This is a genomic window from Anaerotalea alkaliphila (assembly GCF_010179735.1).
Classification (GTDB): Bacteria; Bacillota; Clostridia; order Lachnospirales; family Vallitaleaceae; genus Anaerotalea; species Anaerotalea alkaliphila.
This window is the reverse complement of the sequence record NZ_JAAEEH010000024.1, coordinates 1-17,467: the sequence shown is the minus strand read 5'-3', so window position 1 is coordinate 17,467 and position 17,467 is coordinate 1. Positions and strand designations below refer to the sequence as shown.

Genomic DNA, 17,467 nt, shown 5'->3' with positions numbered 1-17,467 from the left:
TCATGCTTGCATTTCTAACGGTTTTATTGTTGGTGGCTTTCGACCAGCTGACCAAATATCTGACGGTGGCGTTTCTGAAAGGGAATCCGCCGGTTGTCCTATGGGATGGCGTTTTCCAGCTCACCTATGTTGAAAACCGGGGAGCCGCTTTCGGCATCTTCCACGACCAGCTGGTACTGCTGGCAACGGCTACGTTGGTGATTTTGTGGGTTTTGGTCCGCTACTATAGAAGCATTCCCCAAAGAAGCGAATATGGAACCCTGCGGGCATGCCTTCTCCTGATCGTTGCAGGTGCCATGGGCAACCTGGTGGACCGTCTCCTGCACCAATATGTGATCGACATGTTCTACTTCCAACTCATCGATTTTCCCGTTTGGAATGTGGCGGACATGTACATCACCTGTGCTTCCGCCCTGCTGGTGTACCTGCTGCTGTTCAAGCATCAGGATTTGGATGCGGCCACAGGTAAAAAAGAGGAGGAAAATGGAAAATGAATGGAATCTGCAGGTGGAGCTTTCCGAGCCTGTGAGAATAGACAAATATCTTTCCCAGCAGTTTCCCGAACAGACGCGGACCTATCTGCAGAATCTGATCAAGGAGGGTAAAGTGCTTGTGGAGGGGAAAGTCGTAAAGGCAAACCACAAGGTTTGCACAGGGGAGCATATCCGGGTGGAAATCCCCCCCCTGGAGCCTCTGGAAATCACCGCGTCCGATTTGGATCTGGACATCGTCTATGAGGACAAGGAGCTTCTGGTCGTGAACAAGCCCCAGGGCATGGTGGTCCATCCCGCGCCAGGACATGCGGAAGGGACCCTGGTCAACGGAATCCTCCATCATTGCAAGAAGGAGCTTTCCGGCATAAACGGTGTCGCCAGACCGGGCATCGTGCATCGGATTGACAAGGACACTTCCGGACTCCTGATCGTATGCAAGACGGACAGGGCCCATCTGTCCATCGCACGCCAGTTGAAGGAGCACACCATTGTGCGCAGATACGAAGCCATCGTGCACAACGAAATCGCGGAAGAGGAGGGTACCATCGAAGGCCCTATCGGACGGCATCCCGTACATCGGAAAATGATGTGCATCAATGAAAAGAACGGAAAGCCCGCCGTCACCCATTACCGGGTACTGGAGCATTTCCGCCGGTTCACCCATGTGGAGTGCCGTCTTGAAACAGGGAGGACACATCAGATCCGGGTGCATATGGCAAGCCGCAACCATCCCATTCTGGGAGATCCCGTATATGGTCCCAAGCGGGAACAGTTCCGCCTAAAGGGACAGGCGTTGCACGCCAGGACCATTGGATTCAAACACCCCATTACGGGGGAATACATGGAATTCACCTCGGAATTGCCCCAATATTTCAAGGAATTGTTGGAGAAGCTCCGGCACATCCGTTAAACACACGACCAAACAACAGGAGGCAGCTATGGAGAATATCACTGCAGGCAAAAAACTCGTCCTTGGATTCCAGCACGTTCTGGCAATGTTCGGCGCGACGGTATTGGTTCCCTTTTTGACCGGATTGGATCCGGCAATCGCCCTTTTTTCGGCTGGAGTCGGAACCTTGTTGTTCCACCTCTGTTCCAAAATGATCGTGCCCGTCTTTCTGGGTTCCAGCTTCGCCTTCATCGGTGCCATCGCATTGACACTGAATCCCCAAGGTTTCGACAACAGCGTCCTGCGCGGACCTGGGAACTGGGTGAATTACCTGGACACCTTGGCTGTCGTCAAGGGAGGGATCATTGCGGCCGGTTTCGTATACATCCTGATTGCCGGTCTCATCTACTTCCTGGGGGTGGAAACGATCAAGAAATTCTTTCCGCCCATCATCACGGGGCCCATCATCGTGGTCATCGGCCTGCGGTTGTCGCCCATCGCCATCAATAGCGCTTTCTTAAACAATGGGGTGTTCGACCTGTCGTATGTGGCTGTTTCCTCCATCGTTCTCTTGACGATGATCGTGGTGTCCATATTCGCCCACGGTTTCTTCAAAATGGTCCCGATCCTCATTGCTGTAGGGGTAGGCTATCTTGTTTCGGTCCCGTTCGGCCTGCTGGACACTACATCCATACAGGAAGCCAGCATGTTCACCGCATTCGACCCCCAGGTGCTGAGCCAGCTCGGCACCCTGCCGACATTCACCCTAAGCGGTGTCATCGCCATCGCACCAATCGCTTTGGTCGTCTTCATCGAGCATATCGGGGACATCACAACCAACGGAGCCGTCGTAGGGAAGAATTTCCTGGAAAATCCGGGTGTACACCGAACCATGCTGGGGGATGGCGTGGCAACGGTGTTTGCGGGGCTGATTGGCGCTCCAGCGAATACGACCTACAGTGAAAACACCGGTGTTCTGGCAGTCACAAAGGTGTATGACCCCAAAATCATCCGGATTGCCGCCGTCATCGCCATCCTGCTGAGCTTCGTCGGCAAATTCGCAGCCGCCATCCGGAGCATCCCCACACCGGTCATGGGGGGAATCAGCATCATGCTGTTCGGCATGATCGCCAGCGTTGGCATGCGCATACTCATCAATGCCGCTTTGGATTTCTCCCACAGCCGGAACCTGATCATCAGCGCCATCATCCTAGTGTTGGGGATCGGCGTTTCGGAACTCCCCCTGGGAGCAACCGGCGTCACCATTTCCGGCCTCGCACTGGCTGCCTTGTTCGGGGTTGTGTTGAACATTGTCCTTCCCCAAGAAATCTAAGCAAAGCCCACAATGGCTGCCGCCTACCTGGAGTAAGGGAGGGGCAGCCATTTCCCTTGGATTGCATCTTGTGGTGTGTTATAATCTAGGCATAACCCATGGACGCTTCCACTAAAAGACAAAGAGGTGTAGAAAAGTGATTTTCAATCGGAAACATTTTTTGGATGTGAAGTCATTGTCGGCGCAGGAAATCCATTATATCCTAAATACCGCCCAGAAGATGAAATACGTGCTTCTGGCAAGCCGATCGAATGTGGCTCCCCATTTGAAGGGGAAAACTGTGGCTACATTGTTCGCGGAAGAGAGCAGCAGGAGCAAGCTGTCCTATGAACTGGCCGCGCAGAGCCTGAGTGCCAAGGTAATCAACATGTCCACCTACCGGCAGTACCAGAAGGGGGAATCCCTGAAGGAAATAGGCACCTATGTGGACCAGATGGGAGCGGACTTCATAGTAATCCGGCACCCCGTTGCGGGAAGCGCCCACTATTTGTCCAAATACGTAGAGGCTTCCGTCATCAACGCGGGGGACGGGCGCAACGAGAATCCCAGCCAGTCCCTCATCGACCTGCTGACCATCCTGGAATTCAAAGGGACCTTCAAGGACCTGAAGGTGGTCATCATCGGGGACATCATGCACAACCGGGTCGCAAAAAGCAACATCTGGGCACTGACGAAATTGGGGGCGCGTGTGGCCATAGCGGCGCCGGCGACCCTGCTGCCCAGCAAGATCGAGCTTTCCGGCGTCGACATCTACACCTCGGCCACGGAGGCCATCATCGATGCGGATGTGATCATGACGCTCAAGATACAGAGCGAGCGGCAGGAAGCCAACCTGTTGCCATCCATGAACGAATACAAGAAGCTCTTCAAGCTGGACGTGAACCGCCTGCACTATGCAAAGGAGGATGTGATCGTCATGCACCCCGGGCCCATCAACAGGGGGATAGAAATCTCCTCAGAGGTCATCGACGGCAGGAGTTCCATCATCAACAAGCAGCAGGTGAATGGGGTGGCCGTGCGCATGGCCCTGTTCCACCTTTTGGGAAAGAAAGGGTTGGGGGTGAATCTGAATGAGTAACACAAACACGCTGCTGGTCAAGAACGGGACCATCGTCACACACGACAAGACGATCTTCAACATGGACATCCTGATTTCCAACGACAAGATCGTCCAGATCGACCTGAACATCGAGGAGGAGAATTGCGATGTGATTGACGCCACCGGGTGCATCGTGGTCCCGGGGCTGGTGGACTTGCATTGCGACCTCTGCGATCCCGGCTACGACTACAAGGAAACGCTGGAAACCGCAGGGAACAGCGCCATTGCAGGGGGGTTCACGACCCTGACCTATTATCCGCGCACGGTGCCGGTCATAGACAACAAGGCGGTGGTGGAGTACATGAACAGCAAGGCCAAACAGGAGTGCCCGGTCCATGTGTTTCCCTACGGCGCCTACACGAAGAACTGCGAGAACAAGGAAATGGCGGAGATAGGGGAGATGCAGATTGCCGGGGTCGTAGGCCTCTCGGACGGGGACCGGAGTGTCCAGGACAGCGCCCTGATGAAGAACATTTTCCACTATGGAAGCATGTTCGACATCCCCTTGATTGTCCACTGCGAGGAAACGACCCTCTCGAACAGAAGCGGCCTGAACGAGGGGTATGTCTCCACCCAGCTGGGCATCATCGGAAACCCCGAATGCGCCGAAACGACCATGCTGTCCAGGAATGTGTTGCTGGCGGAAACCTACGGCGCACGGCTCCATGTAACCCACGTTTCCACAGCTCGCAGCGTGCAACTGATCCGGAATGCGAAGAAGGCGGGAGGGCGCATTTCTGCAGAGACATCCCCCCATTATTTCAGCCTGGACGAACGGTATGCCTATGACTTCAACACATTGGTGAAGGTGAATCCGCCGCTGCGGACAGAAGAGGACCTGAAGGGGATCATCCGCGGACTGAAGGATGGGACCATAGACGCCATCAGCTCGGACCACAAGCCGCATACCATCGACTCCAAAGAGCTGGAGTTCGATCTGGCTTCCTCTGGCATCTCCTCCTTCGAGACGGCCTTTCCGGTGGCATATACCTATCTGGTGAAGGCAGGACACCTGACGCTGGAGGAATTGGTGGAGAAGATGGCCTTCAATCCCGCAAAAATCCTTACCTTGAACAAGGGCCGGATCAGCAAAGGTGCGGATGCCGACCTGATGATTTTCGACCCGGAAGAAATCTTTACCGTGGACGCTTCCAAATTCAAATCCAAGGCAAAATATTCCCCTTATGACGGCATGAAGCTGCAGGGCTTGGTCCGGTATACGATTGTGGGCGGGAAGAAGCATGCAGTGAACGTATGAACCGGACGTTCACCATACGCAAAGGGTGGAGGGAGGCGGAAGCGGTCAAAAGGCAAGGCCGGCCGTGCGGTAGGACGGCCGGTTTCGCAAAAAGCAAACTATGCGCAAAACACAACTTTAATGAATAGATAAGGGTCGGGAGGGATTTCCAATGGCTGGAACCAACAATTACCATGAACAACAGAACATACAAAATGCCGTGAAATTGCGTGAGCTCCTACAAGCTTTGCCTGCCTTCAGTTATGAATTTTTCCGAGGGATCGAACCTACGACGTCCTCCAAGACCAGGATCGCATACGCCTATGACCTGGGGGTTTTTTTCGAATTCCTGCGTCTGTACCATCCTGATTTCATGGGCATCCAGACCACGGACATCACTTTGGACCTGTTGGACCGGGTCGCTCCCGATCATGTGGAACAATATCTGGAATACCTCAAGTACTACGTCAAGGAAGGTTCCAAGGAAATCGCCCACATCAACCACGAACGCGGCAAATCCAGGAAATTGGCCACCCTTAGGAGTTTCTACAAATATTTCTACAAGAAACGGAAACTCAAGACCAATCCCATGCTCCTGGTCGACATGCCGAAAATCCATGAAAAGAACATCATCCGCCTGGAAGTCGATGAAATCGCACGTCTTTTGGACGAGGTGGAATCCGGTGAAAACCTTACGGACAAGCAAAAGCAGTTCCACGCCATCACCCGGGACCGGGACCTTGCCCTGGTCACCCTTCTCCTGGGAACTGGCATTCGGGTCAGCGAATGCGTCGGTTTGAACTTGGGGGATTTGGATTTCAATGTGAACGGCATCCGGATCCTGCGCAAGGGCGGTTCGGAAGTGATCATCTACTTCGGGGAAGAGGTCGAATGGGCCTTGCGCAACTATCTGGAAAACGGACGCAAGCAGGTCCCCGTTCAGACCGTCCACGGGGAAGCCCTATTCATTTCCCTCCAGGGAAAGCGGCTCAGTGTGCGCTCCGTACAGAATCTGGTCAAGAAATATGCCGGACTCATCACCCACCTGAAGAGCATCTCCCCCCACAAGCTCAGGAGCACCTATGGAACGAACCTGTACCGGGAGACCGGCGACATCTACCTTGTGGCGGATGTGCTGGGGCACAAGGATGTGAACACCACAAAAAGGCATTATGCGCAGATTGAGGATGAAAGGCGCCGGCAGGCTGCCCGCTCCATCCGCTTGCGGGAACAATAGCCGCCTCCGGTACTTAAATCAAAAGAAGAAGCCCAGGGTTTACCGTAAGCGCATTACGTAAACCCTGGGCTTCTTCCGTGCCCTGCAGGTGCAATTTCAAGGGTGGAACCCCTCCCTCTTCCCCTCCCCTTCCATCAGCATGGGAAGGGTGAGTGTCTGTCCAGCGTAAATCTTCCCCCCCTCCAGGCCGTTGATGGCGGAGACCTCCCGCATGTAGCTGTAGCGGGTGTAGTGGACCTTGTCCATATGGATCCCTGCCAGGTCCCAAAGGGTGTCACCCTTCTCTACGGTGTGGGAGATGTATGCTTTGTGGATCTGTTCGGCTCCCTGCACTTTGGGGGCTTCCATCCACAGGAACAATATTGCCAGGACAAGCAGTGCCAGCCCCATGGCAAAGGACGGGATGGACTTGACAGGGAACGGGAAGCTTTGGCTGGGGCGGCACCTTCTCTTGGATCGCCGGTTTCGATGGACAGTCAGGTTGGATTCATTCAGCATCATCGTCTGCACCTCCGAACATGTGTTTGTTTAATTCATTATATCCGAACATGTGTTTGTTGTCAATAAGATGCGGCAAAAAAGAACATTTGTTTGATATTTCTTATGGCATGTGCTATAATCGGTACCAAGACAAAAGCTTAAATCCCATGCAGACAAGAGGTGCGCATATGAAAGAGGAAATGAACGACCGACAGAGAAGGATCTTGGAATTCATAAAGGAAGAGCTTTGGAACAAGGGATATCCGCCGGCGGTCAGGGAGATTTGCGACGCCGTGGGACTTAAATCCACGTCCACTGTCCATGCCCATCTGGAGCGGTTGGAGCAATTGGGAGTGATCCGCAGGGACCCCACCAAGCCAAGGGCGATTGAAATCACGGACGACAGTTTTGTCCCCATCAAGAGGGAGATGGTGAACATCCCCATTGTCGGCAGGGTAGCCGCAGGGCAGCCGGTGCTAGCCGTGGAGAACATCGAGGATTATTTCCCCTTGTCCATGGATTACGTGAAGCACAGCAACAAACAGCTCTTCATGGTCCAGGTCAAGGGGGACAGCATGGTGGATGCCGGCATGTTCGAAGGGGACCTGCTGGTGGTGGAGAAACAGGAGGTAGCCGCCGACAACGACATCGTTGTTGCCCTCATCGACGATTCGGTGACAGTGAAGACCTTCTTCCGGGAAGCGGACCATATCCGGCTCCAGCCCCAGAACGCTGCCATGGAACCGATCCGCGTCAAGGATGTGGCGATTCTTGGCAAGGTCATCGGCCTCTACAGGCAATTCGCCTGAACCGGCTTGTGTGGTTGCGTGATGCAGCCCATAAGAAAAGCGCCGCCTCACATAAATGAGGCGGCGCTTTTCTTATGGGCTGCTTTCCTAAGGACAGGTACGAAACTACAGGTCGATGACTTCTTTGCCGTCGGTCCAAAGCTTCTCGAGGTCGTAGAACATGCGCTCCTGCTTTCCGAACACATGGACGATGAAGTCCGTGTAGTCCATCAGCGTCCATCCGCCGCTTTTTGCGCCCTCCACGTTCTTGGGCTCCACGCCGGCTTTGGACAGCTTTTCGTCCACGGCATCCACCATCGCCTGGACATGATTCACGTTGTTGCCGTGGGCGATGATGAAATAGTCGGCAAGGACACTCAGTCCGCGGATATCCAGAATGCGGACGTCCTCGCCCTTCTTGTCCTTGATCGCGTCCGACGCGATTTTAAGCTTCTCTAAGGTGCTCAAATTCTGACTCATTGTGTATTTCCTTTCCACTCAGGTGCTTGTAGGTTTCGATGGTGATCTGGTCGATCTGCTTCTCTTTGGTGAGCAGATAACCGATCTTGTCTTCCAGAATCATCAACAGGGATGTGTTCAGGTCATGGAACGCCAGTTTGCGGATTTCCTCCATCCGCCCATGGGGCTTTCTGCCAGGCTCGATGTAATCGGCCACGAAAATGACCTTGTCCAAAGGCGTCATATGGGGTCTTCCGGTGGTGTGGTAGCGGATGGCGTTCAACACATCCGGATGGGAGACCAGGTATTTCTCCCTGGCCACCACTGCCCCCACTTTCGCATGGACCAGGTCGTTGTTAAGCAGTTCATCCATGGACAATTCTATGTGGTAGCGCTCACAGAGCCTTGCCATCTTTTCCTGTTTGTAGTTCTTTGCGCAGTCGTGGAGCAATGCGGCCGTCGCACTGTGGGAAGGGTCCACATTGTGGGCCATGGCCAGTTGGACGGCGGTCTCCTCCACACGGAGGGTGTGCTCGTACCGGCGTTCCTCCAACTCCCTTTTCAATGTTTTCCGCATGGAAAGCCGTTGCTTGACCTCCAAGGGGTGTTCCAAAAATTTTGTCATACAAAACCTCCCGGATCACCGATACAAATCATACCTGTTGATGTATGCAGCTACGGATTCAGGCACCAGATAGCGGATGGTGCGCCTCTCCCGGACCCTCCTCCGGATGTCCGAAGATGATATTTCCATATCGGGGATTTCGATCTCCTGGATCTGGCAGGGGAACCTATCCAGGATCCAGGCCTTTTGCCGGTCGATGGCTTCCCTGGAATAGCCGCTTCGGTTGACAAGGGCAAAATTGCAGATCTGTAGCAGTTCCTCAGAGCGGTGCCATTTCTGAAGGTCCAGGAAAGCATCCGAACCAACCACAAGGAAATGCCGGTCTTCGGGAAACCTTTTCCCCAAGGCGGTCATCGTGTCGAAAGTATAGGTGTTTCCGGACCGGTACAGTTCCTCCGTGGAAATCAGGAACCGGTCGTCCTCCTGCAGTGCAGCCTCCAGCATGCCCAGCCGGTGTTTGGCGGACGCCATCTGGATGTCCGGCTTGTGGGCAGGGGTGCCGCTGGGGAGAAAACAGACCCTGTCGAAATAACGCGAGTCGGCCACTTCGGAAGCGGCCACCAGATGGCCCGTGTGGACAGGGTTGAAGGACCCTCCCATCCAGGCGATGCGTTTGCCCATGGGCTTCCTCCTTCTTATTTGGGAAGCGTGATGACCGGGTTGTCCTTGGATGGCCTGTAAAGGACAATCCTGCGGCCGATGGTTGCCACAAGGATGGACCGGGTCCTGCCGGCCAGGATTTCTCCGGCCTGGTCCACGTCTTCCATGCAGTTCTTCAGTACGGTCAGTTTGACCAGTTCCCTCTTCTCCAGGGCCTCCGAAACCGCTTCGGTCAATTCAGGGGTCACGCCGGCCTTGCCGATCTGGATGATGGATTCGATGTTTTGGGCCAGTCCCCGTAAATACGCACGTTGTTTGCTTGTCATCTCGCACTCCTTATTTGATGTATTCGAACTCCAGGTAATACAGACGGACCGTATCCCCTTCCTCTATGCCTAGGGTCTCCAGCTCTTCCAGGATTCCGTTCTCCTTCATGAAGTTCTGGAAGAAAACGAAGCCTTTTTCGGATTCCAGGTTGGTATATCCAAGCATGCGCTCCACTTTGGAACCCTCGATGCAATACACGTCGTCCTCCTCGTCATGGTAGACACGGATGGGCTCCTCCACCTTGGGAATGTCGTAGAGGTCGATTTCCTTCTCGTACACGATGGTTTCCGTACCCATGGAAATGACCATGTCCTTCAGGTGATAGAGGAGTTCCTGCATGCCTTCCCCGGTAACCCCGGAAATAGGGAACACCGGGATGCCCTTCGGCTCGTAGACTGCCTTGATCTTCTCAAGGACATCCTTGTCGTACAGCAGGTCGACTTTGTTCGCCGCGATGACCTGCGGTTTTGCCAGCAAGGTCTCGTTGAACGCCCCCAACTCCTTGTTGATGGTTTCAATGTCCTCCAGGGGATCCCGGCCTTCCATGCCGGAGGCGTCGACGATATGCAGGATGGCCTTTGTGCGCTCCACATGCTTCAGGAACTCATGGCCCAATCCTACCCCCTGGGACGCTCCCTCGATCAATCCCGGGATGTCTGCGATGACAAATCCGAAATTGTCCAGTTCCACCACACCCAGATTCGGGTTCAGTGTCGTGAACGGATAATTGCCGATCTTCGGGTGCGCGTTCGTGACCCTGGAAAGGAAGGTGGACTTGCCGACATTCGGAAATCCGACCAGTCCGACATCCGCAATGGATTTGAGCTCAAGGACGACTTCCAGCTCCTTGCCTTCCTGGCCAGGCTGGGAGTACTTGGGAATCTGCATGGTAGCGGTCGCGTAATGCTGGTTTCCCTTGCCGCCCCGTCCACCCCGGAGGACGATTTCCTTGGAGTCGTCGAAAGCCAGGTCCACAATCACCTTGCCGGTGGCCGCGTCCTTGATGATGGTCCCCTTGGGGACCTTGATGATCAAGTCTTCCCCGTTCTTTCCATGGCAATGGTTGCCCATGCCGTACTGGCCGTTTCCGGCCTTGAATTTCCTGCGATGCCGGAAAGCATAAAGGGTGTTCGCGTTGGGGTCCACTTCGAACACCACATCCCCGCCCTTGCCGCCGTCTCCGCCGTCTGGGCCTCCATTGGGAACATATTTCAAACGCCGGAAGCTGACACATCCGTCACCACCGTTTCCGGCCTTGAGGATCACTTTGGCTTGGTCTACAAATATCATTGCAATCACATCCTTCCTGTTATTATACTATGAATTTAAAAAAGTTTCAAATGAGAGCCCTCATTTGAAACTTTCGTAAATTCCTTATTGAGCGATAGGATGGACAGAAACCTGTTTTTTGTCTCTGCCTTTTCTTTCGAAGCGTACAACGCCATCCACCAGGGCGAACAGTGTGTCGTCGTTTCCTCTGCCCACATTGGTTCCAGGATGGATCTTGGTTCCACGTTGTCTATAAAGAATATTTCCAGCTGTCACGAACTGACCGTCCGCTCTCTTTGCGCCAAGTCTTTTCGACTCGGAATCCCTTCCGTTTCTGGTGGATCCCACACCCTTTTTATGGGCGAACAATTGAAGGTTCATTCTCAACATCGTATTACACCTCCTCTTTTTTTACTTGTATGTATTCTCTTCCGTAATCTTCATGGATTCCTCGAACACCCAGTTCAAGGGACTTCAACAGCAGTGCGGCCTCTTTGCCGGGAGCGTGTTCCAGACGGAAATGCAGTGAACCTTCCTCCTCGTCGACAGACACATGGAACTTGTCCGATGTGAAGGCCTCAATGGAATTCACCGTGTTCAGCGCCAGTGCCGAAACGGCTGCGCATACGATATCCTTCCCGTGCACGTCGAATCCGGCGTGCCCGTCCATGGAGAATCCCATGGGCTGCTTGTTGCAGTATAAGAACCGAACATGGATCATGGCCGTTCCTAGGCGTTGATCTTGTCGATCTTGACTTCTGTGTAGGACTGTCTGTGTCCTTGCTTTTTGGAATAACCTTTTTTCGCTTTGTACTTGAAAATGGTGATCTTCTTGCCTCTGCCTTCTTTGGAAACAGTTGCGGAAACACTTGCATTTTCAACTACGGGACTTCCTACAGTCACGCTGCCGTCCTTGCTCACCATGAGCACTTGGTCGAATGTGACGGTGTCTCCTGCGCCGGCGGCAAGTTTCTCCACTTTGACGACATCACCTTCGGCAACTCTGTATTGTTTTCCACCTGTTGCAATGATTGCGTACATATCTTTGGCACCTCCTCGTTTTTAAGACTCGCCGCTTACGGTGGGCTTTTGGGCCGCTTGAACCTGCGCGTGCGGTATACCACCAGGATACATTATCATAGTTGGAGGCCTTTGTCAAGGAAAATATCCCTGAACTGGGCCTGCAGGCTCTTGCTGACCTTCTTCCTGGTCATTTCCACCAGACCCAACGCGGTCATGTCCACCACATGGGTTTGTACCGGATCCGTCTTGCAGAAGGACTCCAGAGCGGCCATCAGTTCTTTCTTTTGGGCGGCCATCTTCATGTCGATGAAATCCACAACGATGATTCCGGAGATGTTACGCAATCGGATCTGCCGGGCGATCTCCTCCGCCGCCTCCAGATTGGTCCGGCGGATGGTTTCCTCCTGGTTCTTCGCACCTGTGAACTTTTCCGTATTCACATCGATGACGGTCAGGGCTTCCGTAGGCTGGATCACCAGGGAAGCCCCGCTCTTCAGCCATACCTTTTCCGCCAACGCCTTGCGCAGCTTGCCTCCCAGGTCGTAATGCCGCCAGATGCTGTCCTTCTCCTGCCTTGCCAGGATGCCGCCCCTTTCCGGGAAAAGCCTGCATTTCTCCAGACGGTCGGGGGCGTTCTCCGAGAAATACAACTGGGCCTCCACCAGCAGCTCCTTGTCATCGTACAGATACTTGTCCACCTGCTGGCTGGGAAGGTTCTTCACATAAGCCAGATGTGCCTTTTCCGGCCGATGGAGCAATGTCCTGGATTTCCGGAAACGGTAGGTTTCCATGATGCGGTGGTGCTTTTCAAAAAGACCTTCAAGTTCCTTCTCCAGAACGGGTGCGGGTACCTGAGCCGCATTGGTCCTGCAGATCAGCCCGGTCCCCGTCTCCGCCTTTCCGGCCATCAAGGTCCGGAGCCGCCGGACCTCCTCCGGGTCCTCCAGCTTGTTGGACACCCCCAGGGTGGTCCTTTCCGTATCCAGAACGAAATAATGTCCCGCCAGGGAATAGGCGGATGTCAATTTGGGAGCCTTGGATTTGATGGGGTCTGAAACCACCTGCACCAGAAGGGCATCCCCCTGCACCGGGGGTCTGTCCGTCCCCTTGCCGTCCCCGTAGAAATACTTCTGCCCGGGAGACAGCGGCAGATAGCCCATGACCCCTTCCTCCAATTCCACAAAAACCGCCTGAATCCCCTTCACCACCTTGTCCACCCTGCCAAGATAGATGTTGCCCACCAGGGTGGGCTTCTCCAGGTCGGCGAGGGTGATTTCCAGAAGCTTGTCCTTTTCGTCCATCAATCCGTAGCAGAGGAACGAAGTGGATTTGGCCACAAAACACGTGTTTCCCATAGCCTTTCCCCTTCCTCTATAATGGAACCAGTTTTCCGTCCGCCTGCCTGTAGAGTTCGGTCCGATGCACCCGGTAGTGGACGTCTTGTCCGGCGGGGGTTCCGGCGAATTCCAGCAGCAGGGAAAGGACTGTCTCCGGCTTGATGTTGAAAACGCTTCCCGTGGCCAGGGTCATGTGGAGTTTCCCGTCCTCCAGGTCGAAAGCGAGGATGCCCGGCCGCAGGTCCTGTTCCTTGCTCTTCCCCTTCTTGTTGATCTTCAGGACCAGAATCTGTTCCTGGTCCATGAAGGCCTGCAGGATTCCCGCATCCACTAGGGAATCCTGCAGTTCGACCACATAGCTGGAGGCCGCAACGGCGGCCATTCCGGCCGTTTCCCCTTCTTCCAGGATCCTGGCCGTGAGGAAACGGACCCCCGGAGGGGCTGCCTGGTTGGCCTTGGCCAGGAGGGAAGCCAATTCCCCTTTGTCGAACGCATGGGTGAGCTGCATGTCCAGATAATCCCCCTCGCTTGTGGTTCCCACGGGAAGGGGGGCCGCAATGGAGAAGTTCTGGTGGGGGCTAAACCCTTCCGAATAGGCCACAGGAATTCCGGCCCTGCGGAACAGCTTCTGCAGGGTACGCATGAAGTCCAGGTGCCCCACGAAACGTATGGGACCCGTTTTGGTGAATTTAAGCCTTGCTTTCAATGCAAATCCCTCCCTTGAACACCCCGGCGCCACAATGGACGCAGTCCACCATGCAGTTGGGCGTGGTATGGGCGTTGACGGCCCGTTCGTATTCCTCCCAAAGGAACTTTTTGGTGACGCCGATGTCGATGAATTCCCAGGGCAGAATCTCCTCCCTGGAACGCTCCCTTGCGCTGTAGAAAAGCGGGTCCAGGCCGGTCTGCTCAAAAGCCTTCGCCCAGCAGCCATAGGAAAAGTGCTCCGTCCAGGCGTCGAAGACCGCACCGTTCCGGTAAGCGGCCAGCACGAGCGCCCCCACCCGTCTGTCTCCACGCGCCAACACGCCTTCCAAGACGCTGGTCTGGGCGTCGTGGCTGTTGTACTTGATCCGCTTCTTGTTGATCCTGCCGTTCAGCAGCCGTTGCTTGGAGAGGAAGTCCTCCTTCCTGTCCTGGGCGCACCACTGGAAGGGGGTGAACGGCTTCGGGACGAAGAAGGAGGTGCTCACCACAACGGAGACGGGACCGTTGCGCTGCTCTTTGGGGATATGGTGGTAGCAGTCCACAATCTTCTGGGAAAGGTCCGCAATGGCCTCCACATCCTCCATATGCTCCGTGGGAAGGCCCAGCATGAAATAGAGCTTCACCCGGTTCCAGCCGGATGCGAAGGCTGCGGAGGCGCCCCCAAGGATGTCCTCTTCCGTCAGCCCCTTGTTGATCACATCCCGCATCCGCTGGGATCCGGCCTCCGGAGCGAAGGTCAGGCTGCTTTTGCGCACATCCTGCACCTTCTCCATCAGGGAAAGGGACATGGAGTCGATCCGCAGGGAAGGCAGGGACAGGTTCACATGTTCCTGGCCGCAGCTGTCCACCAGATGTTCCGCCAGCGGCTGCAGCTGGGGATAGTCGCTGGAGCTGAGGGACACCAGGGACATCTCGTCGTGCCCGGTGTTCCGCACCAGCGCGTCCGCCTGGGCTGCCAAATCCTCCAACGGCTTGTTCCGCACGGGCCGGTAGACCATCCCTGCCTGGCAGAAACGGCAGCCCCGGGAGCACCCGCGGAAGAGTTCCAGCACCATCCTGTCGTGCACGGGCTTTATGTAGGGCACGATGGGGTCCAGGGGGAAGTCCAGTCCCTTCAGGTCCACCACCAGCCGCTTCTGGATCCGGGATTTGGCCTTTGGATGGTTGGGCCTGAAGGAGGCGATGGTTCCGTCCTCCTTGTAGGCGACATCATAGAACCGCGGCACATAGATCCCCTCCACATCCAGAAGGGAAACCAGATAGTCCTCCCGGCTTCCACCCCGTTCCTTGTTCTGCTTGTACAGGTCCAGCACCTGGTCGAAGGCGACCTCCGCCTCCCCGATGTAGAAGAAGTCCACGAAATCGGCCAAGGGTTCCGGATTGTAGGTGCAGGGACCTCCGGCGCAGACAACGGGGTCTTCCGGAGTCCTTTCCGAAGCCAGCAGGGGGATTTTGGACAGGTCCAGGATCTGCAGTATGTTGGTGTAGCTCATCTCGTACTGGACGGTGAAGCCAAGGAGGTCGAAGGACCGAACGTCCTGCTGGGACTCCAAAGCGAACAAGGGGATGTCCTTTTCCCGCAGGACCTTGTCCAGGTCGGGCCAGGGGGAAAATACGCGCTCGCAAGAGGCATCCGTCCGCTTGTTCACCTGGTTGTAGAGGATGGAAAGTCCCAGATGGCTCATCCCGATCTCGTAGACGTCCGGAAAGCAGACGGCGAGACGGACGTCCACCTCTTCCGGCGACTTCCACACCATATTCGGTTCGTTTCCTATATATCTGGCCGGTTTCTCCAGATGCATCAAAATCTCATCGCTCAATCTCAATTCCTGCATTGCATGCTCCTTCAAAGGTCAAACGGGTATGGTCCGTCACGGACCGTACCTATCATGATAATGCAGCCGACCTGACCTGTCAAGAAAAGCATTGCCCTGCCCTCTTTTTTATGATATAAATATAATAATGTCCTGACAAGAAAACCAATGAGGAGGTTCATCATGAAAAGCGCTTATGACATTTTGAAGGAACGGGGCTTTATCGAGCAGGTGACCCACGAGGACGAGGTGCAAGCCTTGTTCCGGGATGAAAAAGTCACGTTTTACATAGGATTCGACGCCACCGCCGACAGTCTGACCGCAGGCCATTTCGTGACGGTCATGGCCATGGCCCATCTGCAGCAGGCGGGACACCGTCCGATTGCCCTCCTGGGCGGCGGCACCACAATGATCGGGGATCCTTCCGGCAAGGCCGACATGCGCCAGATGCTTACGGTCGAGCAGATCCAAAACAATGCGGAGCGTTTCAGGCAACAGCTTTCCAAATTCATCGACTTTTCCGACGACAAGGCGGTCATCGTCAACAATGCGGATTGGCTGCTGCACCTGAACTACATCTCCTTCCTCCGGGAGGTGGGGGCGCATTTTTCCGTGAACCGGATGCTGACCGCCGACTGCTACAAGACCCGGATGGAGAAGGGATTGACCTTCTTGGAGTTCAACTACATGATCCTCCAGTCCTACGACTTCCTGGAGCTGAACCGGCGCTATGGCTGCACCCTGCAGTTGGGCGGGAACGACCAATGGTCCAACATCCTGGGGGGTGTGGAACTGATCCGCAGGAAGGACGCCAAACCCGCCTTCGGCATGACCTTCAAGCTCCTGACCACCAGCGAGGGTGTGAAGATGGGCAAGACGGTGAATGGAGCCGTCTGGCTGGACTCCGCAAAGACCAGCCCCTATGAGTTCTTCCAATACTGGAGGAACATCGAGGACGCGAAGGTGGGAGAGTGCCTGGCCCTGCTCACCTTCCTTCCCATGGAAGAAGTGAACGACCTTGCCGCCCTGGAGGACGCCAAGATCAACCACGCCAAGGAAGTGCTTGCCTTCGAAATCACAAAAATCGTCCACGGGGAAGAGGAGGCCAGGAAAGCCCTGGAGGCATCCAAATCGCTGTTCGGTGGCGGTCCCATGGCCGGATCCGTGCCCACCTCCACCATCTCCCTGCCCGACGGGAAAATCGACCTCATTTCCCTCTTGCTGGAGACGAAGCTTGCCCCCACCCGTTCAGAAGGAAGACGGCTGATCCAGCAAGGAGGCATCCGGATCGACGAGGTCCAGGTGCAGGAAGTGGACAAGGTGCTCACCATGGAAGATTTTGCCGCCGGTGAAATCATGATCAAAAAGGGGAAGAAGGTGTTCCACAGGGTCCTGCTGGAAGCCTAGGAACCCATGAAAAAAGCAAGCCGACATCGGCGAGGCCACTGAAAAACATCATAGTTTTTCGTAGCCGCAAATTTAACCAAACAAAAACCCACCATGACCTGAAACGTTTTCAGGTCATGGTGGGTTTTTCATGTCTGTTTGTTGCCTATGATGCTTTTTCTATTCCATCAATTTTATGATGCGCTTCAGATTGACTGCGAATATGGTGACGGCGCCTTGCATTTCCATGCCTGAAAGACCTGACGATGATGCAACATCATAGCCATGCCTGTGTTTGAGCTCGCTGTTTTTTGCTTCGATTTTATACCGTTCCTTGGATTTTTCCTTGAAGTGTTCACTCT

21 protein-coding genes are annotated in these 17,467 nt (G+C 54.8%); 8 read left to right on the top strand and 13 right to left on the bottom strand.

Annotation, left to right across the window (positions count from 1 at the left end):
- Positions 1-2: 2 nt before the first annotated feature.
- The 6 genes from lspA to GXN74_RS09265 all read left to right on the top strand — a co-directional run bounded on the left by lspA (position 3) and on the right by GXN74_RS09265 (position 6,289).
- Positions 3-494, top strand: a complete 492-nt coding sequence (gene lspA / locus GXN74_RS09290; protein WP_162370657.1) for a signal peptidase II — start codon at positions 3-5, stop codon at positions 492-494.
- Positions 484-1,404 (top strand): RluA family pseudouridine synthase, encoded by a 921-nt coding sequence (locus GXN74_RS09285; protein WP_162370656.1) that lies wholly within the window; start codon positions 484-486, stop codon positions 1,402-1,404. The genes lspA and GXN74_RS09285 overlap by 11 nt, the downstream gene beginning before the upstream one ends.
- 28 nt (positions 1,405-1,432) lie before the next feature.
- Positions 1,433-2,716: a uracil-xanthine permease family protein gene (locus GXN74_RS09280; RefSeq protein WP_162370655.1), complete on the top strand. Its 1,284-nt coding sequence runs from the start codon at positions 1,433-1,435 to the stop codon at positions 2,714-2,716.
- Positions 2,717-2,852: 136 nt separating this feature from the next.
- Complete coding sequence (locus GXN74_RS09275; protein WP_162370654.1) at positions 2,853-3,794, top strand: aspartate carbamoyltransferase catalytic subunit; 942 nt, start codon at positions 2,853-2,855, stop codon at positions 3,792-3,794.
- Entirely contained in the window at positions 3,787-5,073 is a 1,287-nt protein-coding gene (locus GXN74_RS09270; RefSeq protein ID WP_162370653.1) for a dihydroorotase, read from the top strand. Before GXN74_RS09275 ends, GXN74_RS09270 begins: the two co-directional genes overlap by 8 nt.
- 151 nt (positions 5,074-5,224) lie before the next feature.
- Entirely contained in the window at positions 5,225-6,289 is a 1,065-nt protein-coding gene (locus GXN74_RS09265) for a tyrosine-type recombinase/integrase (protein ID WP_162370652.1), read from the top strand.
- A 96-nt stretch (positions 6,290-6,385) separates the two neighbouring features.
- Here the strand turns inward: GXN74_RS09265 and GXN74_RS09260 are convergent, their stop codons facing one another.
- Positions 6,386-6,790 carry a LysM peptidoglycan-binding domain-containing protein gene (locus GXN74_RS09260; RefSeq protein ID WP_162370651.1) on the bottom strand — a complete coding sequence of 135 codons (405 nt, stop codon included), beginning with the start codon at positions 6,788-6,790 and terminating at the stop codon, positions 6,386-6,388.
- A 167-nt stretch (positions 6,791-6,957) separates the two neighbouring features.
- On the opposite strand from GXN74_RS09260, the gene lexA reads away from it, so the two are divergent.
- The gene (lexA, locus tag GXN74_RS09255) at positions 6,958-7,578 is read left to right on the top strand and encodes a transcriptional repressor LexA (protein ID WP_162370650.1); all 621 of its coding nucleotides are present in this window, start codon (positions 6,958-6,960) and stop codon (positions 7,576-7,578) included.
- Positions 7,579-7,683: 105 nt separating this feature from the next.
- Here the strand turns inward: lexA and rsfS are convergent, their stop codons facing one another.
- The 11 genes from rsfS to GXN74_RS09200 form a co-directional block, all read right to left on the bottom strand.
- The gene (gene rsfS / locus GXN74_RS09250) at positions 7,684-8,037 is read right to left on the bottom strand and encodes a ribosome silencing factor (protein ID WP_162370649.1); all 354 of its coding nucleotides are present in this window, start codon (positions 8,035-8,037) and stop codon (positions 7,684-7,686) included.
- A complete protein-coding gene (gene yqeK / locus GXN74_RS09245) occupies positions 8,003-8,641 on the bottom strand; it encodes a bis(5'-nucleosyl)-tetraphosphatase (symmetrical) YqeK (protein WP_162370648.1) in 639 nt (212 codons plus the stop codon). The genes rsfS and yqeK overlap by 35 nt, the downstream gene beginning before the upstream one ends.
- A gap of 15 nt (positions 8,642-8,656) precedes the next feature.
- Complete coding sequence (gene nadD, locus GXN74_RS09240) at positions 8,657-9,262, bottom strand: nicotinate-nucleotide adenylyltransferase (protein ID WP_162370647.1); 606 nt, start codon at positions 9,260-9,262, stop codon at positions 8,657-8,659.
- Positions 9,263-9,276: 14 nt separating this feature from the next.
- Entirely contained in the window at positions 9,277-9,567 is a 291-nt protein-coding gene (gene yhbY / locus GXN74_RS09235) for a ribosome assembly RNA-binding protein YhbY (RefSeq protein WP_162370646.1), read from the bottom strand.
- Between the two features lie 10 nt (positions 9,568-9,577).
- Positions 9,578-10,855 (bottom strand): GTPase ObgE, encoded by a 1,278-nt coding sequence (gene obgE, locus GXN74_RS09230; protein WP_162370691.1) that lies wholly within the window; start codon positions 10,853-10,855, stop codon positions 9,578-9,580.
- Positions 10,856-10,942: 87 nt separating this feature from the next.
- Positions 10,943-11,227 carry a 50S ribosomal protein L27 gene (gene rpmA / locus GXN74_RS09225; RefSeq protein ID WP_162370645.1) on the bottom strand — a complete coding sequence of 95 codons (285 nt, stop codon included), beginning with the start codon at positions 11,225-11,227 and terminating at the stop codon, positions 10,943-10,945.
- Positions 11,228-11,231: 4 nt separating this feature from the next.
- Positions 11,232-11,558: a ribosomal-processing cysteine protease Prp gene (locus GXN74_RS09220; RefSeq protein WP_162370644.1), complete on the bottom strand. Its 327-nt coding sequence runs from the start codon at positions 11,556-11,558 to the stop codon at positions 11,232-11,234.
- 8 nt (positions 11,559-11,566) lie between these two features.
- Positions 11,567-11,878: a 50S ribosomal protein L21 gene (gene rplU, locus GXN74_RS09215; RefSeq protein ID WP_162370643.1), complete on the bottom strand. Its 312-nt coding sequence runs from the start codon at positions 11,876-11,878 to the stop codon at positions 11,567-11,569.
- A 95-nt stretch (positions 11,879-11,973) separates the two neighbouring features.
- A complete protein-coding gene (locus tag GXN74_RS09210; RefSeq protein ID WP_162370642.1) occupies positions 11,974-13,215 on the bottom strand; it encodes a ribonuclease E/G in 1,242 nt (413 codons plus the stop codon).
- 16 nt (positions 13,216-13,231) lie between these two features.
- Positions 13,232-13,903, bottom strand: coding sequence for a TIGR03936 family radical SAM-associated protein (locus GXN74_RS09205; RefSeq protein WP_162370641.1), 672 nt, complete (start codon positions 13,901-13,903; stop codon positions 13,232-13,234).
- The gene (locus GXN74_RS09200) at positions 13,887-15,740 is read right to left on the bottom strand and encodes a TIGR03960 family B12-binding radical SAM protein (RefSeq protein WP_162370640.1); all 1,854 of its coding nucleotides are present in this window, start codon (positions 15,738-15,740) and stop codon (positions 13,887-13,889) included. The genes GXN74_RS09205 and GXN74_RS09200 overlap by 17 nt, the downstream gene beginning before the upstream one ends.
- A gap of 162 nt (positions 15,741-15,902) precedes the next feature.
- Between GXN74_RS09200 and tyrS the strand changes: the two genes are divergently transcribed.
- Positions 15,903-17,126, top strand: coding sequence for a tyrosine--tRNA ligase (gene tyrS, locus GXN74_RS09195; protein WP_212505754.1), 1,224 nt, complete (start codon positions 15,903-15,905; stop codon positions 17,124-17,126).
- Between the two features lie 159 nt (positions 17,127-17,285).
- Here tyrS and GXN74_RS09190 read toward each other — a convergent pair.
- Positions 17,286-17,467, bottom strand: a 182-nt coding sequence (locus GXN74_RS09190) for a transposase (RefSeq protein ID WP_212505683.1), incomplete at its 5' end; no start/stop codon positions are given.